This is a genomic window from Butyricimonas sp. Marseille-P3923 (assembly GCF_900184685.1).
GTDB classification, from domain to species: domain Bacteria; phylum Bacteroidota; class Bacteroidia; order Bacteroidales; family Marinifilaceae; genus Butyricimonas; species Butyricimonas muris.
The window spans coordinates 289,376-311,558 of the sequence record NZ_FXXL01000007.1; the positions used below are offsets into that span (position 1 = coordinate 289,376).

18 protein-coding genes and 2 tRNA genes are annotated in these 22,183 nt (G+C 47.1%); 10 read left to right on the forward strand and 10 right to left on the reverse strand.

Annotated features, from left to right (window positions below):
• Positions 1–2: 2 nt before the first annotated feature.
• Positions 3–2,267 (reverse strand): cation:proton antiporter, encoded by a 2,265-nt coding sequence (locus CS948_RS12665; protein ID WP_099292092.1) that lies wholly within the window; start codon positions 2,265–2,267, stop codon positions 3–5.
• A gap of 133 nt (positions 2,268–2,400) precedes the next feature.
• Between CS948_RS12665 and CS948_RS12670 the strand changes: the two genes are divergently transcribed.
• The 3 genes from CS948_RS12670 to CS948_RS12680 all read left to right on the forward strand — a co-directional run bounded on the left by CS948_RS12670 (position 2,401) and on the right by CS948_RS12680 (position 5,181).
• Positions 2,401–3,399, forward strand: coding sequence for a 4Fe-4S binding protein (locus CS948_RS12670; RefSeq protein ID WP_099292093.1), 999 nt, complete (start codon positions 2,401–2,403; stop codon positions 3,397–3,399).
• A gap of 88 nt (positions 3,400–3,487) precedes the next feature.
• Complete coding sequence (locus CS948_RS12675) at positions 3,488–4,138, forward strand: DUF47 domain-containing protein (protein ID WP_099292094.1); 651 nt, start codon at positions 3,488–3,490, stop codon at positions 4,136–4,138.
• Between the two features lie 5 nt (positions 4,139–4,143).
• Complete coding sequence (locus CS948_RS12680) at positions 4,144–5,181, forward strand: inorganic phosphate transporter (RefSeq protein WP_099292095.1); 1,038 nt, start codon at positions 4,144–4,146, stop codon at positions 5,179–5,181.
• 78 nt (positions 5,182–5,259) lie between these two features.
• Here the strand turns inward: CS948_RS12680 and CS948_RS12685 are convergent, their stop codons facing one another.
• A complete protein-coding gene (locus CS948_RS12685) occupies positions 5,260–5,793 on the reverse strand; it encodes a DJ-1/PfpI family protein (protein ID WP_099292096.1) in 534 nt (177 codons plus the stop codon).
• Positions 5,794–5,958: 165 nt separating this feature from the next.
• On the opposite strand from CS948_RS12685, the gene CS948_RS12690 reads away from it, so the two are divergent.
• The 4 genes from CS948_RS12690 to CS948_RS12705 all read left to right on the forward strand — a co-directional run bounded on the left by CS948_RS12690 (position 5,959) and on the right by CS948_RS12705 (position 9,388).
• Entirely contained in the window at positions 5,959–6,306 is a 348-nt protein-coding gene (locus CS948_RS12690) for a helix-turn-helix domain-containing protein (RefSeq protein ID WP_099292097.1), read from the forward strand.
• 148 nt (positions 6,307–6,454) lie between these two features.
• Entirely contained in the window at positions 6,455–8,326 is a 1,872-nt protein-coding gene (locus CS948_RS12695; protein WP_099292098.1) for a heavy metal translocating P-type ATPase, read from the forward strand.
• Between the two features lie 6 nt (positions 8,327–8,332).
• Positions 8,333–8,755 carry a Fur family transcriptional regulator gene (locus CS948_RS12700; protein WP_099292099.1) on the forward strand — a complete coding sequence of 141 codons (423 nt, stop codon included), beginning with the start codon at positions 8,333–8,335 and terminating at the stop codon, positions 8,753–8,755.
• Positions 8,756–8,764: 9 nt separating this feature from the next.
• Positions 8,765–9,388 (forward strand): hypothetical protein, encoded by a 624-nt coding sequence (locus tag CS948_RS12705; RefSeq protein WP_099292100.1) that lies wholly within the window; start codon positions 8,765–8,767, stop codon positions 9,386–9,388.
• On the opposite strand, the gene CS948_RS12710 is transcribed toward CS948_RS12705, so the two are convergent.
• The 3 genes from CS948_RS12710 to CS948_RS12720 all read right to left on the reverse strand — a co-directional run bounded on the left by CS948_RS12710 (position 9,360) and on the right by CS948_RS12720 (position 12,594).
• Positions 9,360–9,959 (reverse strand): Crp/Fnr family transcriptional regulator, encoded by a 600-nt coding sequence (locus CS948_RS12710; RefSeq protein WP_099292101.1) that lies wholly within the window; start codon positions 9,957–9,959, stop codon positions 9,360–9,362. The genes CS948_RS12705 and CS948_RS12710 overlap by 29 nt on opposite strands.
• A complete protein-coding gene (locus CS948_RS12715; RefSeq protein ID WP_099292102.1) occupies positions 9,956–11,305 on the reverse strand; it encodes an MATE family efflux transporter in 1,350 nt (449 codons plus the stop codon). Before CS948_RS12715 ends, CS948_RS12710 begins: the two co-directional genes overlap by 4 nt.
• 227 nt (positions 11,306–11,532) lie before the next feature.
• A complete protein-coding gene (locus CS948_RS12720) occupies positions 11,533–12,594 on the reverse strand; it encodes a nitronate monooxygenase family protein (RefSeq protein WP_099294485.1) in 1,062 nt (353 codons plus the stop codon).
• Positions 12,595–12,950: 356 nt separating this feature from the next.
• Here CS948_RS12720 and CS948_RS12725 point away from each other — a divergent pair, with 356 nt between their 5' ends.
• Positions 12,951–13,700, forward strand: a complete 750-nt coding sequence (locus CS948_RS12725) for an N-acetyltransferase (RefSeq protein ID WP_099292103.1) — start codon at positions 12,951–12,953, stop codon at positions 13,698–13,700.
• Positions 13,701–13,786: 86 nt separating this feature from the next.
• Here the strand turns inward: CS948_RS12725 and CS948_RS12730 are convergent.
• A tRNA-Asp gene (locus tag CS948_RS12730) sits at positions 13,787–13,860 on the reverse strand.
• A 28-nt stretch (positions 13,861–13,888) separates the two neighbouring features.
• A tRNA-Asp gene (locus tag CS948_RS12735) sits at positions 13,889–13,962 on the reverse strand.
• 298 nt (positions 13,963–14,260) lie between these two features.
• Here CS948_RS12735 and gcvH point away from each other — a divergent pair.
• A complete protein-coding gene (gcvH, locus tag CS948_RS12740) occupies positions 14,261–14,635 on the forward strand; it encodes a glycine cleavage system protein GcvH (RefSeq protein ID WP_099292104.1) in 375 nt (124 codons plus the stop codon).
• Between the two features lie 163 nt (positions 14,636–14,798).
• Entirely contained in the window at positions 14,799–16,181 is a 1,383-nt protein-coding gene (gene glmM, locus CS948_RS12745) for a phosphoglucosamine mutase (protein WP_099292105.1), read from the forward strand.
• Positions 16,182–16,218: 37 nt separating this feature from the next.
• On the opposite strand, the gene CS948_RS12750 is transcribed toward glmM, so the two are convergent.
• From CS948_RS12750 to CS948_RS12760, 3 genes are read right to left on the reverse strand one after another with little or no spacing between them, the layout of a single operon-like run.
• Complete coding sequence (locus CS948_RS12750) at positions 16,219–17,196, reverse strand: hypothetical protein (RefSeq protein WP_099292106.1); 978 nt, start codon at positions 17,194–17,196, stop codon at positions 16,219–16,221.
• A gap of 11 nt (positions 17,197–17,207) precedes the next feature.
• Positions 17,208–18,716 (reverse strand): RagB/SusD family nutrient uptake outer membrane protein, encoded by a 1,509-nt coding sequence (locus tag CS948_RS12755; RefSeq protein ID WP_099292107.1) that lies wholly within the window; start codon positions 18,714–18,716, stop codon positions 17,208–17,210.
• Positions 18,717–18,737: 21 nt separating this feature from the next.
• A complete protein-coding gene (locus tag CS948_RS12760; protein ID WP_176555045.1) occupies positions 18,738–22,172 on the reverse strand; it encodes a SusC/RagA family TonB-linked outer membrane protein in 3,435 nt (1,144 codons plus the stop codon).
• Positions 22,173–22,183: the final 11 nt, after the last annotated feature.

A 22,183-nucleotide genomic window follows, 5' to 3' on the forward strand; every position in this document is an offset into this window, starting at 1 on the left:
ATTTAGATTGTTTCCCCGTCTGCCAAATGGATTAATTTATCCCTTTCGCCCACGATCCACACGACATCCCCTGCCTCGAAAATGGTGTCCGGGGTGGGATTCATGGTGGACGTGCCGTTGCGCTCGATACCGATGACCAGACAGGCGGCTTTATCCCGGATGCCGGATTCCCGGATGGAATGCCCTACCAGCGGGGTGTTTTCTTCGATCATGAATTGTTCCAGACTGACTTCGGGCGGGCGTTGCTGTTCCAGTTCCTGTTTTCTTTTTTCCACCCGGTCTTCCACGAACTTACGGAATACTTCGATCTCTTTATCTGTCGCTGCCACGATGATATGGTCAAACGGGTACAAACGTTCCTCGCCGCCGGGGATATTGATGCGTTCCTCGCCGCGGATGATAGTTACCACGCTTACCCCGCAGGATTGGCGGAAATTCAATTCTTTTAATGTTTTCCCCACGCTGGGAGAGGATTGTGACACCTCGAAATCTGCCAAATGAAGATCCCGGTTGAGCAAATGTTGCACGAAACGTTGTTTGATAGGTGATTTGCGTTCTTGCTCCTGTTGGCGTGCCGTGAAATTACGCAGGAAACGCCTTTCCAGCAGGATAGAATACTTCTTCAGTCGTTTGGAATAAATGAAAAACAGGATAATGGCACTCGCGATCAGCAATAAAAGTCCTGCCGCCACGTTCACGAGGCTGGAAATCACGAACATGACAATTCCGATACACAAGGCTATACGCAGCACGATGAGCGACACGAGCGGTCCCCGGTTGTATTTACTGTCGTTCCAGAGGTGTTGAAACTCTTCCGAGTGATTTTTCTTCATCATCATGGCACGGAGAAACGGGGAAATCAGCAACAATATGGCAATAGCGCTGACTATTCCGCCTTGTATCCCCGGTAATTCCTGTCGGATAATCGGCGTGAGGTATTGCAGGAAAAGGACGATCGTGAAGATAGAGAGTATAGTGTAGGTAATCACGATACGTAATAAGGCCTTCAGTAGCCGGGTCCACATCCCTTTATGGTGTATCGTGTTTGTTCCCGTGCTGTACCTGTCAAGGAAGCGAATCCATGCTTGGGGCAGATGATTATTCACGAACCGGTAAGCCGGTTCCGATAGCCGGATCATGTAGGGGGTAAAGAACGTAGTAATGACCGATACGGTAACAACGATAGGATAGAGAAATTCGTCCGTCACGTGCAGCGACATTCCCAGCGACGCGATGATAAACGCGAATTCGCCGATTTGCGCGAGCGAAAAACCGGACTGGATGGCTATTTTCAAGTTCTGACCGGAAAGTAGTATTCCGAAAGCGGAAAAGGTAATTTGTCCCACCATGACCACGACGGTGATCAACAAGATCGGGAACCAGTACTCGATCAGCATGGCGGGATCGATCATCATGCCGACGGAAACAAAGAATATTGCCCCGAAAAGGTCTTTTACCGGCTTGATCAAGTGTTCGATATTCTCCGCCTCTACGGTTTCAGCCAGAATCGAACCCATGACGAATGCCCCCAATGCCGCAGAGAAACCCGCCTTAACTGCCAATAAAACCATGCCGAGGCATAAACCTAGCGACACGACGAGCAGTGTTTCGGCATTCAACCACTGTTTCGCTTTTTTGAGAAAAGTGGGTATCAGGAAAATACCCGTGATCGACCAAAAAACAAGGAAAGCGACAAGTTTCAGTATGCTGTTTGCCATTTCCATTCCCTCGAAATGCTTGCTTACCGCCAAGGTGGACAACAATACCATCAAGACAACGGCGAAAAGGTCTTCCACGACGAGGATACCGAAGACTACCCCCGCGAAACGTTGCCCTCGTAATCCCATGTCCTCGAAAGCCTTGAAAATAATCGTCGTGGACGACATGGACAGCATACCCCCGAGGAAGAGGCTGTTCATGTGCCCCCAGCCGAGTGCCAGTCCGGCAGAGTATCCCAACATCATCATAGCTCCCACGATCGTGAGGGCGCTAATCATGGCGGTACCGCCGACATTCATCAGCTTTTTGAAACTGAAATCGAGTCCCAAGGCGAACAGGAGGAAAATAACCCCGATATCGGCCCATATTTGGATATTTGCCGAGTCTGTGACCATGGGGCCGCCGAACGTGTAAGGTCCCGCGATGATGCCTGCCATGATATATCCTAACACGACCGGCTGTTTTAGCCATTTAAAAATAATGGTTATCAGTCCTGCAGAAAAAAGAATGACCGCCAGATCCGAAATTAAAACAGGAATGCCCGACATATAGCTGTTTATTATTATCGACGACAAAGTTAATGCTTTTATGGATTGGATATACGGGATGACGGCATGTTTTTGTATATTTTCTATTTCGAGGATAAAGCTTACGGTTCGAAAATATTATCTTTGCCCCGTTATGATTAAAAATAACCATGTAAAAAAAGAAGGAGTTACGGGTGCCGTCGTGACGATGCTGGTCACGGGAGCGTTGCTCTCGCTCGTGCAGGTAATGGTGCGACCGCCGCTATTGCTGGCGGAACGCCTGTTGCCCGGCGGTGGTTGGTTGCAGGTCGTGTTGGCGGCACTGTTCGGCGGGTGGCTTTATTTAAAGATGTTCGACAGGGCGAAGCGTGCCGTTTGGCGGCGGCGGATATGGTTATTGTTTTCCGTGGTATTTTTCTTTCAACTGGCACTGGGTATTTTTGCGGATACCGTTTTCCTCATGTCCGGCAAGTTACACTTCCCGATACCGGGATTGATTCCGGTCGGGGTATTCTACCGGGGAGAAATGTCCTTTATGCCCTTCTTGTTCTTGATCACGATATTGCTTTCCGGGGGGGCGTGGTGCAGTCAGTTGTGTTACTTCGGGGCGTGGGACAGTCTGGCGGCGGGGAAGAACGGCAAGCGGCAGGGGATAAAGCCGGGCACAAGAGCCGGCATCCGTTGGACGGTACTTGCGGTGTTTATCCTTGTGGCTTTGGGATTGAGATTATTTCATGTTCCCGTGATTTATGCCTCGCTAATAGCTGCCTTTGCGGGAGTGGCAGGCGTCGGGATAATCGTGCTTGTATCCCGGGGACGGAAAATAGCTGCGCATTGTTCAACCTATTGTCCGGCGGGTACCTTGGTGTCTTATTTGAAGTATATATCCCCGTGGCGTTTCCGGGTAAACGACCGTTGCACGCGTTGCATGGCTTGTTCGCGGGTATGCCGCTATGATGCTTTGCCCCGGGAGAGCATCCTCAAGGGGCGTCCGGCGGTGAATTGCACGTTGTGCGGCGATTGCCTCGCCGTGTGCCGCCACGGTGCTTTGGAATATCGTTTTTGGGGACTTTCGCCTCTTGCCGCAGAACGTTTATGGCTAGGTACGACGCTGGTCTTTTTCACTTGTTTTCTTTCGATCGCCCGGGTGTAAACGTTCGCGGAAAATGTAATATTTTTGTAATAATTTAACACTGTAATACGCGGGAGGATTGTACATTTGCGTACTAATCAATAATGAAATGAAAATAGACCGATTTCTTCAATTATTTGTCGTAAAGGAAAAAAAGTTTTATCCTTTATATATCGAGCAAGCCGTTAATATCGAGGCTGCCGCGAAACTTCTGGTTGAACTTTTGCAAGAGCGGAAACCTGAAAATCAAAAGACTTTGTACAAGAAGGTCAAAGATTACGAGCATAGTGGTGATCAGATCACGGCACGGCTCTACGAGGAATTGAACAAGACATTCGTGACCCCTTTCGACCGGGAGGATATCAACCGTCTGGGAAGCAGCATGGATACTTTGTTGGATTTTATCCATGACGCGGCAAAAAGGGTATTGATGTATCGGCCGAAAAACGTCAACCAGTTGATGGTTGCCATGGCGCAATGTATCGTCGAGGATGCCCGGATTCTGGGGCAGATCATGGACGAGTTGGATCAACTCCAGAAAAGACCGCAGGAGATTAACGAGAAATGTGTCCGGATCAAGCAGATAGAGCATGACGTGGATAACCTGTATGAAGAATTCATGAGCGACGTGTTTGCCAACGAGAAAGACGCGATAGAGTTGGTTAAATTGAAAAATATAGGACAGGTACTGGAAGATGCTACCGACCGGGCAAAGGACGTGAGTGACATCGTGAGGGGTATTATCATCAAATTTGCCTGATCGTTATGCTGACAATAGTTCTTTTAGCCATCGTGATCGCTCTCTTGTTCGACTTCCTGAACGGGATGAACGATGCGGCAAATTCGATAGCGACGATCGTCGCCACTCGTGTATTCTCTCCCACTATGGCAGTGCTTTGGGCGGCGTTCTGGAATTTCGCCGCTATTTTTATCTTCGGCGTGAGCGTGGCGCATACGATGGGAGAGGGGATTGTGGAAGCCTCCCGGATTAATGAATACCTGATTTTCGCCGCTTTGATCGGCTCGGTCATCTGGGTATGGTTGTGTACTCATTTCGGGATGCCTATCAGCGTGTCCCATGCCTTGATCGGCGGGTTGATCGGTCCCGTGTGGTTCACCTTCGGGAGCGATGCTCTCGTGGCTTCCGGGATTATCAAGATTGCAGTGTTCATCGTGCTTTCCCCGCTTATCGGTATGATACTCGGTTTTTTCACGATGTGCCTGACGATGTTGATATTCAGACGCAAACACCCGTTGAAAGTCGAGGGCTTGTTCAAAGGATTGCAATTATTTTCTTCCGCTATATTCAGTTTGGGACATGGCGCGAACGATGCCCAGAAAACGATGGGTATCATCGCTATTTTGCTTTATAGCGTGGCAGGTAGCAACACTTTCGTGAGTGAATACCTGTACGAGAACACGGGATCGTTCCACGTGCCCGTATGGTTGATCGTCACTTGCTACTCGGTGATCGCCTTGGGTACCATCGTCGGGGGAAAGAAAGTGATCAAGACCTTGGGCGACGGGTTGGCACGGTTGAAACCCGTCCAAGGATTCTGTGCCGAAACATCCGGTGCGTTGACGTTGATGGGAACGGCAGTTCTGGGTATTCCCGTGAGTACCACGCATACCATCACCGGTGCCATCATCGGCGTCGGCATCACGAAAGGTGTGGCATCCGTCCGTTGGGCAACGGCGACGAATATCGTGGCGGCATGGGTATTGACTATCCCCGCAACCATCGTGATGTCCGGACTCGTGTACTGGATCATGGGGTTGTTCATGACGATGCCGGGCAATTGAAATTGACTTTTAACACCTTTATTCTTGAAGTCCCCACACTTGGGGACTTCAAGAATGAGGGATTCGGCAATCACCGGGTCAATTCGTTTTCAATCTCTCGATCAATTGCGGCATCATCGTCCAGATCGTGTTTTCAGTCTGGGCAGTGTAGAAATTACCATCGATCTCGAATTTCTCGTCGGTAGCGATGCCTTTTTGTATGGCGGCTTTTGCCAGCGGATGGACTGCCACTTTCTTGCCGGTGCTGATACCCGTGGCATCAAACATCATGGCTGCGGCACAGTGACCGATAATAATTTTCCCCTTGTCGCCGAAAGCCTTGATGACGGCGAGCATATCCTGATTGTAAGGTTTCCCGGCATTCTCGCCGAACTTGGGCATGGCGTCGCCACAACCGAACACGAGTGCGTCGTATTCATCCTCGTGTCCCTTGAGGTGAGCGATCACGTCGTCGGCAAACAGGGTGATACCGGAGTTTGTTTTGATCTCTTTCGTGTCGGCAACCGCGAATACTTTATAAGGTATCCCGTTCTCGAAAAACGCTTCCAAGTACTGGAATAAACCGAACCCGTTGACCGGGTTTACTGCCAAAACTGCAACTTTCTTTGCCATAATGTATTTTTTTAGCGTGAAACAATAGTTCTATTAAGTAAGTTTATTACTTTTGTATAGCAAAAGTATGCTATCTAATTCGTAAAAACAAGAACGTACTTGGAGATAAGATAGTTACACGGATGTTAGTAATGTTGATACTAAACGGGATATATTGATAAAAAAATGAAAAATTTTCACGCTAACGGGAAATGTCCTATACGTGACGTGTTGAGTCGTCTGGGGGACAAATGGTCGATGCTGGTGCTGGTGACGCTGGAAGCGAACGGAACAATGCGTTTTCGGGATATTCACAACGCTATTGCGGATATCTCGCAGCGAATGCTGACGGTGACCCTGCGTATCCTCGAGGCGGACGGGTTAGTGTCGCGCAAGGTGTACGCCGAAGTACCCCCGCGGGTAGAGTATCAACTGACGAGAACGGGCGAAAGCTTGATGCCCCATATCCGGACGCTTGTCGATTGGGCGATGCAGCACATGCCGGAGATCGTGGAAAGCAGGGAAGGACACTGACGCATTAGCGTCTTCAAGCGGATACAGAGTGTCAACTCGGAGAACACGCGTGTGAACGGTAATGCCGGGAATGCGTGTGTTCTGTTTTTTTTTGCAATTTGGTTGCAAGATTATCTCTGTACCTTTACCGGCAATAAAACGAAAGGTTATGAAACAATACGTGAAAGAGATCGTGTCATTTATCCTGTTGGTTAGCGGGATCGGGATGACATGGGGAAACGCGGCGTGGTTCGGGGAGGGACACGTGAGGGCGATGTGGTATGCGGTGGCGTTTCTTCCGGTAGGTTTGCCCGTGTTGCGGGAAGCTGTTGGCTGCCTGTGGGAACGGGAGTATTTTAACGAGTTTATGTTGATGAGCGTGGCGGCACTCGGGGCTTTTTATATCGGGGAATACCCGGAGGGAGTGGCGGTGATGCTGTTCTATTCCGTCGGGGAGAAGTTTCAAGACGCGGCGGTGGAACGTGCCCGTTCCCGCGTGAAGGCGTTGCTTGACGTGCGTCCGGAAGTGGCGGCGGTGGTTCGCGGGGGCAGTGTCGTGGCGGAAGTCCCGGCAAACGTGCAGGTCGGCGAGACGGTGGAGGTGAAGGCGGGTGAACGGGTGCCGCTCGATGGCGTGATGCTGGGCGAAACGGCGGCATTCAACACGTCGGCGTTGACAGGCGAGAGTTTGCCCCGGGATATCCGGCAAGGTGAATCCGTGTTGGCGGGGATGATCGCCATGGATCGGGTGGTACGGGTGCGGGTGATGCGACCTTATGACCGGAGCGAGCTGGCGCACGTGCTGGAAATGGTGCAGAACGCCACGGAACGGAAAGCACCGACGGAGTTGTTTATCCGTCGTTTCGCCCGGTTTTACACGCCCGTGGTGACGGGGTTGGCGGTATTGATCGTGTTGTTGCCCTTTATCTATTCGCTGGCGCAGCCGGGATTTGCTTATGTCTTTGACGATTGGCTGTATCGTGCCCTCGTGTTTCTGGTGATCTCTTGCCCGTGTGCCCTCGTGGTGAGTATCCCGCTGGGGTATTTCGGGGGAATTGGGGCGGCATCCCGTCACGGGATCCTGTTCAAAGGGGGAAACTATCTCGATGCGATCACGCGGGTAAACACGGTCGTGTTTGACAAAACGGGTACACTCACGCGGGGTGAGTTCGAGGTACGGGAGGCACACGCCGGGAACGGTTTCGAGGCGGACACGATGCTGGCAATCGTGGCGGCGGCAGAGGGAAATAGCACGCACCCCGTGGCGAAAGCGGTCGTACGGTACGTCCGGTTTCGGGGAATCGAGCCGCTGGCGGTGACGGATGCGAAAGAATTACCCGGTCACGGGTTGAGTGTCCGTGTCGACGGGCGGGAAGTGTTGGTCGGGAACACGCGGTTGCTGGATGCGAACGGGGTGACGTATCCTGCGGGTTTGGCGAGCGTGCCGGAAACGGTAGTCGTTTGCGCGGTGGACGGCGTGTATGCGGGCTATCTCCTGTTGGCGGACGCACCGAAGGAAGATGCGGCGGATGCGATCGCGGCATTAAAAAGTTTAAATATTAATAATATTGAGTTATTATCGGGAGATAAACAGGCAATTGTTACTAAATTAGCGAAAAGTTTGGGTATCGACAGAGCTTACGGCGATTTACTCCCGGCAGATAAAGTGGCTCGGTTGGAAGAGTTGAAAGCCGAGCCGGGCAGGAAAGTGGCTTTCGCAGGTGACGGGATCAACGATGCCCCGGTACTTGCCCTCGCTGACGTGGGGATTGCCATGGGCGGACTCGGGAGCGATGCCGCGATAGAGATTGCCGACGTGGTGATACAGACCGATCAGCCGGGCAAGATTGCAACCGCCGTCAAGATCGGAAAAGCTACCCGCCGCGTGGTGTGGCAGAATATTGCGTTGGCATTCGGCGTGAAGCTGGTAGTACTGGTGCTTGGGGCATTCGGGGTCGCTACCATGTGGGAGGCCGTCTTTGCCGATGTCGGGGTTGCCCTGTTGGCGATTCTCAATGCGATAAGGATACAGGTAAAATAAAGGATTATGGAAGAAACGGTATATTTGGATAAACTGGAAAGGCGGGGAATTAAACCCACCGCCATGCGGCTGCTGATATTAAAAGGTATGTTACGGTTTACGCGGGCGTTCAGCCTGCTTGATCTGGAGAACGAGCTGGACACGGTAGATAAGTCCACGATATTCCGGACGATCAATCTTTTTCTGGATCATCACTTGATTCATTGTATCGACGACGGTTCCGGTTCATTGAAGTATTCCGTGTGCAGCAATGAATGTACCTGTTCTATCGACGACCTGCACGCCCATTTCTATTGCCGGAATTGTCACAAGACCTATTGCCTGCGAAAAATACACGTGCCGACAGTCGATTTACCGATGAACTTCACCCTCGAAAGCATCAATTACGTGCTAAAAGGCTTGTGTGAAGATTGTGCCTTGAAAAAATGAGATATATCTATGAACAGTAAGAACCTGCAACCTGCGACTTGCCCGAGGCAAACGATCGAAAATTTAGCTTTCCGTAACCTGCGGCGAGCCAAGGAAATTATTGCGGATACCGGCATCGAGGCTATTTGGCGGTCGGTGGGAGTGGAACCCCGGTTGGTAGGATCGGTAAAAACGGGTTTATTGGTGAAGCATCTGGATATCGACTTTCACGTCTATTCCAATCCCGTCGTGATTGCCGACAGTTTTGCCGCCATGGCGAAGCTGGCAGAGCATCCGGCTATCCGGCGGGTGGAATGTATCAATTCATTGGATACCGACGAGCACTGTATCGAGTGGCACGCTTATTACCTCGACCGGGAGGGTGACGAGTGGCAGATTGACATGATTCATATATTGGGTGGTTCCCGTTATGACGGTTTTTTCGAGCGGATGGCGGAGCGAATCACTCAAGTACTGACACCGGAAACGCGAGAAGCTATATTGAGGCTGAAACACGAAACTCCCGATGACGAAAAAATCATGGGCGTGGAGTATTATCAGGCAGTCCTTCGGGACGGCGTCCGCACGTACACCGATTTCATGAACTGGCGTAAACGGCATCCAGTCACGGGAGTGGTGGAGTGGATTCCGTGAGCCGGACCAACTGTGCCCTGATGCGACTGAGGGATTGAGCCGTGACACCAAGGTACGACGCTATATGCTTCAAGGGAACGGACTGTATGATTTCCGGTTGTTTTTGCAGGAGCATCACGTAGCGTTCGAAAGCGGTGCGGTTATACGAGTCCAGCCAAGAGATTTCGATTTCCAGCATGAAGTTTTCAAGAATCCTTCGCCCGAGATTTGCCAACTGCACGGAGGAACGGTACAATTGTTCCAGTTTCTCTTTGGTCAGGCAATAAGCCTCGCTGTCCGTCACGGCTTCCAAGGTCAGACGGGAAGGGATGTTTGCCACGTATCCCCACGTGGAGAAAGCGATTTCGCCTTCGCCGGCGAACCACAGAGTGGCTTCCGAACCGTCCTTGAACGTGTAAGCACGCCACACGCCGCGGGTGATGATATAAAGGTTGCTGTTCGATTCCCCCTCGTGGACAATGATATCCTTGTGGGAGAACGTTTGTTCCTCCGCATTCTCCAAGAGTGTCCGTATTTCATGCTCGGTGGCGGACAAACGACTCGTTATTATCTGCAAAGTGGTATCTTTCATCTTTTAAAGTGCTGGCGTAAATAGTACGATATGATAATGGCAAAGGTAATCAATTCCGTGAACGGTACCGCTAGCCATATCCCTTTTATTCCCCAGAGGAGCGGGAGGCTGACAAAGCACACGGTGATGATAACAATACCCCGGAGAACGGTAAAGAACGTCGCTTGCTTGAATTTCTCGATGCTCTGGAAATACCCGATACACACGATGTTAAGCGCGAAGAACAGGAAGCCGAGCGCGAAGTAGGGGATGCCCTGTATGGCAATTTCCCGCGCGTTACCCGTGCTGCCGAGGAAGAGGGACACCACCGCGGGGCATAGCACGATGGTCACGAGACAAGCCAGAGCCCCGCAAATGATAGCGAATTTCAACGAGAGCCGGAATGCCTGCTTCACCCGTATCCATTGTCCCGCACCGTAGTTGTAACTGATGATCGGCTGGGTGGATTGCGCGATGGCGTTGTTTACCATGAAAACAATCGGGAACCAGTAGCAGGCAACGCTATACGCCGCCACGCCGTCCTCTCCGAGATAATGGATGAAAACGTAGTTGCCGACGAGCATCATGCAGGCAATGGCGGCCTCGTTGAGGAATGCCGAGAAACCCAGTTTTATCATGTACCCGATATTTCTTATCGTCAAGCGTATGCTTTTGAGGGAAAATTTCGGGCGGTAAAGATACAATACCTTGTTATATTTAAGCAGGTAAACCAGTATCATGATACTCCCGACCACGACCGAGATTACCGAAGCGATGGCGGCTCCCGCCAAACCGAGCTGCAACGGGAACACGAGGACGTAGTCCAGCACTAGATTTATCGCCGCGGGAACGGCACTACACATCATGGCGAACGTCGGGGAACCGTCCAGACGAATGACAAACAATCCCACGCTCAATAGCATATTGCAGGCAAGGAAAGGCACGATCCAATTCATGTATTCCAACACGAGAGGCAACAAGAGGTCGGAACTGCCGAGCAGGTAAGCCATGTCCGTTCTGAATAGCATGACCAAGGCGCACAGCAGAACCGTGATACTTAACGATACGGTAATTGCCTGCGTGATATTTATACTGGCAACTTTCACCTTGTTGTGTGCCAAGTGGATGGATGCGACGATAGAAGCTCCGACGCCGAACATAAGACCGATACCCGCCGACAACATGAAGAACGGGGCAACGATGTTTACCGCCGCGAGTGCGTCGCTCCCCACGCCGCGTCCCACAAATATCCCGTCGATAATCGTGATAGTGGCCGAAAGAACCATCCCCAACAAGGTGGGAATAAACATCTTGCGAAACAACTTGGGAATATTCATCGTCCCGAAATCAATACTGTCCTGCATCATAATCTTTTCGTTTTTTATTTCCGGCTGCAAAGGTACGGCTATGATCTTTGGGAAAAGTTACCTTTATGGTAAAAAAGCGGGGAAAATATATTTAGTTCATAAAGTTTATAAAGTTCATAAGGTTTATAAAGTTCGTAGACCCCCGCGGGGTGCTTTGTTTGCGGCAACTCAAACTGCCGATTAGCATTGTCCGAAGGACATCCGTTACTTTATAAACCTTATGAACTTTATAAACTCAATGAAAAGTCCGCCTTTAGTTTGGCGATAACTTCTTTCACGCTGCTGATCTTATTCGCCAAGTAGGCGTTCTGACCGGCGAAAGCGTATCCTTCCTTTAGGTTTCCGATTGCAGCATTGTAAAGCGCCTTGATAATGCAGTAAGGGCTTTTGGTGTAGTCGCAAGTTTTGATGCAATGGAAAGGACAGGATTTAGGTTTCTTTTTACCCTCGGCAATGTCCCGGATAAACTCCCCGTCGAAAGCACGACCGGGCATTCCTACCGGACTTTGAATGATGCGAACGTCTTTTTTATCCGAGTGAATGTACACTTCTTTAAATTCCGTGGAGGCATCGCACTCTTCCGTGGGTACGAAGATGGAACCCATTTGTGCTGCCGAGGCGCCGAGTTTCAAGAACCGGGCAATGTCTTTTCCGGTGGATATACCCCCGGCGGCAATAACCGGAATGTTTTTCTGTTCGGCGTAACTTTTCGCTATTTCCACTACTTCCGGGATCAAATGTTCGAGAGAGTAATTTTCATCCTCGATTTGTTCCTTTTTGAAACCCAAGTGTCCGCCGGCTTTCGGACCTTCCACCACGAGTGCATCGGGAAGATAGTTGTAATTCGTCAACCATTTTTCGCAAATCAGCTTTGCTGCCCGTGCCGAGGATACGATGGGTACCAGCATGGTTTTGCTGTCCTTTGTCAAGAATGACGGGAGATTCAACGGAAGCCCCGCCCCGGCAAAGATAACGTCGGCTTTCTCCGCGATAGCCGTCCGCACCATATCCGAAAAGTTGGAAAGGGCTACCATGATATTCACGCCGATAACACCGTATGTTTTTTCACGGGCTTTCCGAAGTTCCTCGCTAAGCCCGTAAATGCATTTTTCCAGATAATTCCCTTTGAATTGAGGGTAAAGGAGTCCTAATCCCGCTGCCGAGATAACTCCGACTCCGCCTTCGTTAGCCACGGCGGAAGCCAGTTTGTTCAATGATACACCGACACCCATACCGCCCTGTATAATAGGCAGCTTGATCTCGTATTTACCAATAAAAAATGATTTCATTTTTACAACATCGTTGATATTTAACATGTGCCCTTTTCAGTCCGCACGACAGTTTTTTGGGGCTATTACTAACAAAACAAGGAAAGTTATACTGGTCTGATTCAACGATGAAAAAAGAGCGGATGTCACCAGTCCGACAAAAATACATACGATAACGATCAGAATAAACTTACACTGTTCACGGTGTAAAGGTAATAATAAATTTATGAAATATACTAGCTTTAGGCTAAATAAGTTGATGAGGGTACACGGGAAAACGGTATAAATTCACTACATTTGGACTTTATAACATGGATAGTAGATCGATACAATTGCAACCGGTTGATTGATAATATCTAATTTGAAGCGAGATGCACATGAATACTGATTTTGTAAACTTAACAACAGAGAACCTGACCAACGAGCATTTATGCTGCATCATCCGCAGTAAAAAGCCCCATCAGGGTATTGACGCCAAACGACAATGGCTCTCGGACAGGCTGAGTGAAGGTCATGTCTTTAGAAAATTGAACGCGAAGGCTACGGTTTTTATTGAATACGCTCCTCTTGAAACTGCTTGGGTTCCCGTGATTGGAAACAATTATTATTACGTCTATTGCTTGTGGGTTCTTGGTAGTGATAAGGGAAAAGGGTATGGAAAATTACTGATGGAGTATTGTTTGGCTGATGCCAAAGAGAAAGGTAAATCTGGCATTTGTATGCTCGGGGCAAAGAAGCAAAAATCTTGGCTTTCCGACCAATCATTTGCGAAGAAATTCGGCTTCGAGATTGTTGATGCTACCGATGATGGATATGAATTGCTTGCACTTTCTTTTGACGGAACAATACCGGCGTTCGCGCCAAATGCCAAAAAGCAGAAGATTGAAAGCAACGTGCTGACAATTTATTACGATATGCAATGTCCCTATATCTATCAAAAAATCGAGCTCATAAAACAATATTGTGAAACGAACAACGTTCCCGTGTCTTTAATTCAAGTGGATACGTTGCAAAAAGCAAAGGAATTACCTTGCGTTTTCAATAACTGGGGAGTGTTTTATAAAGGAAATTTCGAGACAGTGAATTTACTGGATGTCAGCTATTTGGAGAGAATTCTCAAAAAATGAAATTATCATTTTAGCTTTTCCTCGTTGATAATCGTCATGTAGTTAAAAGCAAAAAGTCTGTAAATTATATGATTTACAGACTTTTGCGGTCTGGACGGGACTCGAACCCGCGACCCCATGCGTGACAGGCATGTATTCTAACCAGCTGAACTACCAGACCAAGTAGTTTTTTCTTCAATAATGAAAGGCGGTTCGGACGGGACTCGAACCCGCGACCCCATGCGTGACAGGCATGTATTCTAACCAGCTGAACTACCGAACCTTTTTTTGCATCAAACAACCGCTGTTGTTCTCAATTGCGGTGCAAAGATAGGTAGTTTTTCTTATTCTGCAACATTTTGATGCCGAAAAATAGAAAAAAAATGCGATTTCACTAAAGTTTGAGCGTTTCGGAACGCTTATGGATAAAGGAATACAGGATATTCTTGTTGAGAATGAAATGGTTAAATGTAAAAGTGATAAATCAGCTCTAAAATTTCAGTTTCAGTGATTGGAGTTTAAATTTTTCCTTATATTTGTGCCTCATAATAATTGTCAAATTTAAATTAACTTATAAGATAATGAACGTACCTGCAGAATTAAAGTACACTAAAGAACACGAATGGATTCGTGTTGAAGGTGAAGAAGCATATGTTGGTATTACTGACTATGCACAAAGTCAATTAGGTGATATCGTGTTTGTTGAGGTTGAAACAGAAGGTGATGAGCTGGAAGCTGGTGATACTTTCGGAACTATCGAGGCTGTAAAGACCGTATCAGACTTGTATTTGCCTGTTTCCGGAGAAGTTTTAGAATTTAACTCAGAACTGGAAGACCAACCTGATTTGGTAAATAAAGACCCGTATGGAAAGGGTTGGATTATCAAAATAAAGATTAGTGACGAAGCACAATTAGACGGTTTGTTGAGCGCTGACGCTTATAAGGCATCTATCTAATTTTTTTGATAAGACAAGGACTGTATGCGTTATCTCTTTTGGGGTAATGGATACAGTCTTTTTTTATTTCGTGATTTGATGATTTATGATTTTAACGGTTGAAGGTTGAGTTGGTAATGTGTGACATTTTCAATTTTCAATTTTCAATTTTCAATTGCTTGTTATGACTTTAATAAAATCTATATCCGGTATTCGCGGCACGGTTGGGGGACAACCGGGAGATAATCTCACTCCGTTGGATATCGTGAAATTTGTTTCTGCGTATGCCACTTGGCTAAAAATCGGTGCCGGGAAAGAGAAGGCGAAGATAGTGTTGGGACGCGATGCCCGTATTTCCGGTGATATGTACGCTAAACTCGTGGAAGCCACTTTGTGCGGCTTGGGGCATGACGTGGTGAATATCGGGTTGGCGACCACGCCGACAACGGAAATTGCCGTGACGGCTGAAGGGGCAGACGGGGGAATTATCTTGACCGCGAGCCATAACCCGAGACAATGGAATGCTTTGAAATTGTTGAATAACCGGGGTGAATTTTTGTCTGCCGAGGATGGGGCACAAATTCTTCAGATGGCAGAAAAAGAGTCGTTCGAGTATGCCGAGGTGGATGATTTGGGAACGGTTACTTGTAAAGATTACACGGACTACCATATCCGGCATGTGCTGGATTTGAAATTAGTAAATCCGGAAGCTATTGCCAAAGCTAACTTGAAAGTGGTGGTAGATGCCGTGAATTCGGTCGGGGGAACGGTGATTCCCGCTTTGTTACGTGCCTTGGGCGTGAAAGAAGTGGTGGAATTGAATTGTGAACCTACCGGGCATTTCAGTCATAACCCGGAACCGATACCGGAGAATCTGACCCAGATATCGGAAAAGATCAAAGAATGTGGTGCAGACCTTGGAATCGTGGTAGACCCGGATGTGGATCGTCTCGCGTTGGTTTGCGAGAACGGGGAGATGTTCGTGGAGGAGTACACGCTGGTTGCTGTTGCCGATTACGTGTTGAAGCATACCCCCGGAAACACGGTATCCAATCTCTCTTCCTCCCGTGCGTTGCGTGACGTGACGCTGGCTCACGGGCAGAGTTACAGTGCCGCTGCCGTTGGAGAAGTGAACGTGGTCGCCAAAATGAAAGAAACACATACCGTGATCGGTGGTGAGGGTAACGGAGGAGTCATTTACCCGGAAAGTCATTACGGACGTGATGCCTTGGTGGGTGTTGGTCTGTTCCTTTCTCATTTCGTGGCGGAGGGAAAGACAATGACAGCATTGAAGGCTACCTACCCCCAATATTTTATCTCCAAGAATAAATTGACTCTTTCTCCCGACATGAATGTCGATAAGATTCTGGAAGGGTTGAAGCAAAAATACGCTTCGGAAGAGATTACCGATATTGATGGCGTGAAAATCGATTTCAAAGACGGGTGGGTACACTTGCGGAAGTCTAATACGGAACCGATTATCCGTATTTATTCCGAGTCAAAAGACGAAGCTGCCGCCAATCAATTGGCAGAAGAAGTGATAAAGGTTGCACAGAGTTTGTGCTAAACAACAAAGGGGAGTTCGATGACTCCCCTTTGTATATTTATTCTGTTCCGCCTACACAATGTAAATCAATACCATATTCGGCAAAAGTTTTAATAAGGTAGTCGCATTTCTTTTGGATTGGCGGGTTATTCACGTAAATTGGGTTAGCGTGTAATTCGCTTTTGGTTTGAGAGAAGATGAATTCAATAAACGAGAATAAATCATGTACTTTATCTGTCGGAGCACTCCAGTAATATGGTTCCCAAAAATACCAATACGTACCGTATTCCAAAAATCCTAATTTGTACATATCTTCTTCTTTATACCATTTGTTATCGGAAGAATACGCATTGGTTACTCCTTTTTGGGCAGCGCTTTCTTCAACCAAGGAATAGGACGCACAAGTATTTATAATGTTGCCGTAGTCTATTTTAGACATAATGTCATTAAAGGGTTGCATTAAGAATAAAATGAACGTGCGATTGATCGCTATTTTCAATCTTTCCCGATATTTGGGTTTACTGATTCTTTGTCCGAATTGTTTATCCACGAGTGGCAAAGTAATATGGTCAATTCCTCGTACCATAATTCCCCGTTGAAAATAATAGCTACCATAGCTGATAGTATCCCATAAAGGTACATAGTTGCCTTTCGTGTATAATTTCCCTGCCATCAGGATTTTAGAGGGGAACAATTCTTTTTTTACTTTATCCGGGTACAAATCAAAAAAGTCTTCTTTCAAAAATTGTACTGCTGCTGCAATCCCTTCTTCATCCGCCTCGGCTTTTATATCATAGTCTGCATTTTTTATAATTTGATAATTCAGGTCCGGATTTGTAAATTTGTATAATACAGATGTCCCGTATTTAGCATACCATTCCACTATTTGATTATCAAAATCATGGTCTCCTTGCGGGATGTCGAATCGGGTTTCTTTTTTGTCGGGGATCACCAGATTATCTTCATCACTGCAAGAATCAAGAGTAAAAAGGAATATAGCCCCTAATATCAGTATGTATGCATTTATTTTTTTCATGATATTTCGTTTTAATTTAGTGCAGGATTACTTTCTTTGTGAGTTTTCATAATAGGTAATACCCATCTGGGGGTAGCCGTACCGATTTCAACCGTGTATTCGTCTCCGCTGTTTGCGGATTCATCGACATAATGCGAGAAAGATTTCATTCCATAGCGGCGTATGTCAAACCAGCGCATACCTTCGAAACAGAATTCTCGACGGCGTTCTTCTTGGCATTTTTCAATCAATTTGTCTGCATTATTGTCGACCGTGCTGCTTGTCCATACTTGAGAGGTGTAATTCTTGATACGTTTCTCTCTGATGGTGTTCAAGTCGGAAATGGCTTTTTCCATGTATTCGTGTTGTCCGGCTTTAGCCATGTGTGCGTATGCCTCTGCCCTGTTAAGATATGCTTCGCTAAGGCGTAAACAAGCACCGAATTTCAGTTCTCCGGCAAATTTAGAGGATGCTTTTCTATTGGCATCTTTGTCGTACGGGGTCAAGTATGCTTTCAGTCGTTGGTCATCGTCTGCGTAACAATTCAGTAATTCATCGGATGCCATGAAACAAGTCGATCCATAGAGGGATTCAACTGCGTAATGCTCGGCACTATTCGCGTAAAAGAACATGATTTCCGAAGTGTTCAAGGTAAAAGGATAAGGAAAATTTCCATTGTTGATAGCTTCCGGATAATCGGTAGTCGTTATATCAAGCAATAAAAGATTATTGCCGGGAGTGGAGAATACGGCGGTAGCGTGTTCCGCGGCTTTTTCCCAGTTTGCCATGAAAAGATAGTAGCGACTTGCCAACAGGTGTGCCGTGCTGATACCAATACGGAATTTGGAACCTTTAGTAGCGGTTTCTGTCAATAGGCTGATTCCTTTCTCCACGTCCGAGATGATATGATTGTATACCTCTGCCACGGTACTACGGGGGACAGAGTTTTGGTCGATAATACTTGTTAATTTTAGCGGTACTCCTGCTGATTTACCTTCGGGTGCGTTGGGTGCATTGTAAGGGTAGGCGTATAGGTTCACGAGATTAAAGTAGTAGAAGGAACGCAGCACGCGAGCCTCTCCTTCGACTCTTTTTTTCATATTGCTTTCGCCGTCGACATCACCGATCATGTCCAGCACGACATTACATCCCGCGATCATTTTGTAAAAGCGTTCGTACGAGTCTACGTCGACAGATTTCGTACCATTCGTCGGATTCGGCAGATTCTGGTAATCCTCGAACATCGTTTCGTTATTTGCTGAAGAGCGACCTCCCCAGAGATACAAGGGGCTATACTTGGTTACAGTGGATATTTGGTTGTTGCTTGTGATGTATTGAGTCGCATCATCGGCTAAAATATCCAGATAAGGCATTAGTTGGCGATCGTAACGCGGGTATCCCTCGTAAGCTAGTAATTGATCCAGATCTTCAATGGTTGACGGGATTACTTCATCTTGGGAGGCCTCCTTGAGAAAGTCGTTACAAGAGCACAATCCGATGACAGACAGGAATAATATGCTTTTCTTTATCATTTTTTTCATAATCTCTCTATATTAATATGATTAAAAACCAAGGCTTACACTTAACGAGAATTTGCGTTGGCGGTCAACGACCGGGATAATGCTGGTAGCGCTCGTGCTAAGGGTTTCCGGGTCTTGTTTGCCGAGTCCTTTACTTTTAATCACGAAAGGATCGGTTACTGTCAATGCAAAGGTGAGGTTCGTGAGTTTTATTTTATCCAGTTGTTTTCTGGGTAAAGCGTATGCCAGACAAATACTGTTACATCTGATGTGATCGGCTTTTACTACCCGGAAATCGGATAGGTTATACATCTGGTAACGATATACTTGACCTGAATTGCTTAATGTCAGTGAGTTATCTGGCAAATATTTGCTCAAATCCTCGTCTTGCGTGAGAAGCGCCGGTATATCCGTGTATTTTTCGTCACCCGGTTGCCTCCAACGTTTATTTAGTTTCGTGCTGGCATTTTTCTCTGGGTTCGGGATACTTAATTGCCCGTTCGTGCCACTTGTCGTTTGGCTTTTCATGAATGGGTTCAAGCGTTTGTGATGTCCCAACTGGAAATTGAAAGAGGCAGATAATGAAAGCTGTTTGTACCGGAATAGGGTAGATAGTCCGCCGCTGAATATCGGGTCTTTTACTCCGCTGTAAATCATATAATCCAATAAAGTTCCGCTCTCGACCTTTGTCGTGGTACCGGGAGTCTGGTCTATGACGGCGAATTTCGGGGCTCCCTTGTCGGATAACCCGATATACGGGAATGACCAGAAACTGTTCAATGCAAACCCGTCAATAATGACGCTTCCTTCCGTGATTTTTTCGAGTGTGGCATTGTCCACGTTGTCTTTTACTTTGTTGCGGTTGAAGCCGGAAGTGGCACTGATGCTCCATCTGATATCTTTTGTTTTTACGGGGATAACGGTTAAAGATATGTCATATCCCTTGTTGACCAATGTCCCGTTGTTCACAGCCATATTACTTGTTCCGTTTTCGATAGGGATGTTCACGTACGTGATCGCGTCTTTTGTTTTTTTGTAATAATAGTCGATACTTCCGTATATCCGGTCATCCAGTATAGATAATTCGATACCGCCATTGAAACTTCGGGTTTCTTCCCATTTCAAGTCTTTATTGGGTAAGTTCTTGATGGATAAATATTGCTCTCCGGTTAATATATCCGGTGCGATGTTGAAATTGGCGATCAGGTAAGGACTGATATCCGGAGCTTTTCCTTGTGTACCGTAGGAAGCCTTCAGCGTGAGGTTGGATAACCACCCGAAACGACGCATGAAATTTTCTTCGCTGACGTTCCATCTGATTCCGGCAGACAATACCGGGTTGAAACGATTGTTGGTGTTTTGCCCGAATTTATTGGAAGCATCTTGACGGAAACTGAAAGATAGCGTGTATTTCGTGGCGTAGGAGTATCCCACGGTGGCATAGTATGACATATAGTTTTCTATCTTGTCCGTCAGTTTCATGGAATGACGTTCCGCGTATGTTGGTACATTTACGGTTTCACTGTATTTTGAATCGGGATAAATGGACAAAACGTAATCCTTGTTTGCTTGCTGGCTGTAATTGTAATCCACGCTTTTACCTCTATTGGGCATGTACCCGTATTCAGTTCCTTCCTGTCCGATATAGCTGTTGCCTCTGATCTCGTGTCCCAAGGCGATATTGATTGCGTGGTTCCCTTCCTTATCAATAGCTTTCCCGTAGTTGAGCTGGTTGCGGACAGTGTAACTCTGTTGAGTTATGGAATTGTAATTCAAGATACCGCCGTAGGGGAGTACAGATGCAAGAGTGAGCCATGAATCGCTTTCTCCGGTGACAAGTTCCCCGTAGTTGGCTCCCCGAATTTTAGAAACGGCATAGGAATGGTCATCCGCCCACGCGTTGGCTTCGGAACTGTTTCTTGTAAATGCACCGGTCAGCTCGTGTCTTAATTCCGGAAGAATATTCCAAATGATGTTTCCCGTGATTTGGAATTTTGTGTTTTTGTTCTCGTTCCCGGTATGCTTCAATTCATTCAGGAAATTGTATTGGATATCTCTATTAATTGCTGTAATGTCAGAAAGATAGAATTGAGCTTTTGACTCGTTTATCGTGTACCATTCATCGGAAGCGATTGTTCTGCTGGTATTCAACGCATAATCTTCCGGGTTGACTCCCGTGTAGAAAGCGTTCGTTTCGGATTGACTGGCGGAGAATTGAAATTTTGTACGCAGATTACTACGTAGTTTGGCATCCACGCTGAAATTGACGGTTTTGTTACTTTGGTCGTTGCCTTTGTAACTGCTCAACGATTTATTGAACCCCACGGAACCGTAGAAATTGATTTTGTCATTTCCACCGCTTAGGCTTAACGAGTAATTTTGGCTGACGGCATTACGAGCGAGTAGTTTGAACCAATCCGTGTTTTGTTTTTCAAGACGGGTAACTTTTTCATTAAAATCCTCCATGGAGATTTCCTTGTTGATAAGTTGCAGGTAAGCACCCTCGTATCCGACATTTTGTGGAAATTTGGTGAACGGGACTCCCGATTCGACGATCTCTTTAGACAAGGCTACTCTGTCGGCAGAGTTCATCCGGTCGGTTTGGCCGTACGTTCTTCTTGGGGTGACGGAAATATCCGACCGGAAATTTACATTTATTTTTCCATTCGTGTTGGAACCTCTTTTGGTTGTGATTACGATAACGCCGTTAGCGGCTTTTACTCCATAAATGGCAGTGGCCGAGGCATCTTTCAAGAAAGTGATACTTTCGATGTCATCCGGGTTAAGACCGGAAATACTACTCGCGGAGATACTTGCCATAGAACTGCTCAAGTCGCCCGAACTAAGGATGTCATTCAATTGTGCTCCGGCAAAAGGAAGAGGATCTTCTTGAATGATGCCGTCAATTACCCATACGGGAGAAGCGTTTCCGATTACGGTAGAAGTTCCCCGCACTCTTACTTGAGGTGCGGTACCGATAAGACCGGAAGGGATCGTGATACTGACTCCCGGGATCATGCCTTGGAGCGCCGCGTCTACCCGGTTGATACCGGCAATGCGGATATCATCGCCTTTCACGGTGTAAGTGGAACCCACGACTTCATGGCGTTTCAGTGTCTGGTAACCCGTGACTACCACTTCCTCTATGGCTTGGGAGTCTTCTTTGAGAGTAATTTTGTAGGGAACTTGTTTTTGATTGACTATCACTTCTTGGGTTTTCATTCCCACGAACGAGAAAACAAGCGTTGTTCCCTCCGGGACGGAAATCGTGAATTTTCCATCTTTATCGGAAAGTACTCCGACTCCTTTTTGTCCTTTTACGGTAATAGTGACAGACGGTAAAGTGACACTGGCTTCATCATAAATGGTTCCGGTCACTTTGACCGTGTTGTTTTGGGCGTGTACGATCCCCGATAGTGTAAACAACAGGATAAATAATATCCGGGTTACAAGTTGTTTTATATATATCGATTTCATTTGAATTTTCA

Excerpts from the sequence above, each read along its gene's own strand:
- CS948_RS12675 (WP_099292094.1), top strand. The coding sequence starts at position 3,488 with ATGAAAATAGACCGATTTCTTCAATTATTTGTCGTAAAGGAAAAAAAG.
- CS948_RS12665 (WP_099292092.1), bottom strand. The coding sequence starts at position 2,267 with ATGTCGGGCATTCCTGTTTTAATTTCGGATCTGGCGGTCATTCTTTTT.
- CS948_RS12685 (WP_099292096.1), bottom strand. The coding sequence starts at position 5,793 with ATGGCAAAGAAAGTTGCAGTTTTGGCAGTAAACCCGGTCAACGGGTTC.
- gcvH (WP_099292104.1), top strand. The coding sequence starts at position 14,261 with ATGAACGTACCTGCAGAATTAAAGTACACTAAAGAACACGAATGGATT.
- CS948_RS12700 (WP_099292099.1), top strand. The coding sequence starts at position 8,333 with ATGGAAGAAACGGTATATTTGGATAAACTGGAAAGGCGGGGAATTAAA.
- CS948_RS12715 (WP_099292102.1), bottom strand. The coding sequence starts at position 11,305 with ATGATGCAGGACAGTATTGATTTCGGGACGATGAATATTCCCAAGTTG.
- CS948_RS12670 (WP_099292093.1), top strand. The coding sequence starts at position 2,401 with ATGATTAAAAATAACCATGTAAAAAAAGAAGGAGTTACGGGTGCCGTC.
- glmM (WP_099292105.1), top strand. The coding sequence starts at position 14,799 with ATGACTTTAATAAAATCTATATCCGGTATTCGCGGCACGGTTGGGGGA.
- CS948_RS12760 (WP_176555045.1), bottom strand. The coding sequence starts at position 22,172 with ATGAAATCGATATATATAAAACAACTTGTAACCCGGATATTATTTATC.
- CS948_RS12755 (WP_099292107.1), bottom strand. The coding sequence starts at position 18,716 with ATGAAAAAAATGATAAAGAAAAGCATATTATTCCTGTCTGTCATCGGA.
- CS948_RS12720 (WP_099294485.1), bottom strand. The coding sequence starts at position 12,594 with ATGAAATCATTTTTTATTGGTAAATACGAGATCAAGCTGCCTATTATA.
- CS948_RS12710 (WP_099292101.1), bottom strand. The coding sequence starts at position 9,959 with ATGAAAGATACCACTTTGCAGATAATAACGAGTCGTTTGTCCGCCACC.
- CS948_RS12750 (WP_099292106.1), bottom strand. The coding sequence starts at position 17,196 with ATGAAAAAAATAAATGCATACATACTGATATTAGGGGCTATATTCCTT.
- CS948_RS12695 (WP_099292098.1), top strand. The coding sequence starts at position 6,455 with ATGAAACAATACGTGAAAGAGATCGTGTCATTTATCCTGTTGGTTAGC.
- CS948_RS12690 (WP_099292097.1), top strand. The coding sequence starts at position 5,959 with ATGAAAAATTTTCACGCTAACGGGAAATGTCCTATACGTGACGTGTTG.
- CS948_RS12705 (WP_099292100.1), top strand. The coding sequence starts at position 8,765 with ATGAACAGTAAGAACCTGCAACCTGCGACTTGCCCGAGGCAAACGATC.
- CS948_RS12680 (WP_099292095.1), top strand. The coding sequence starts at position 4,144 with ATGCTGACAATAGTTCTTTTAGCCATCGTGATCGCTCTCTTGTTCGAC.
- CS948_RS12725 (WP_099292103.1), top strand. The coding sequence starts at position 12,951 with ATGAATACTGATTTTGTAAACTTAACAACAGAGAACCTGACCAACGAG.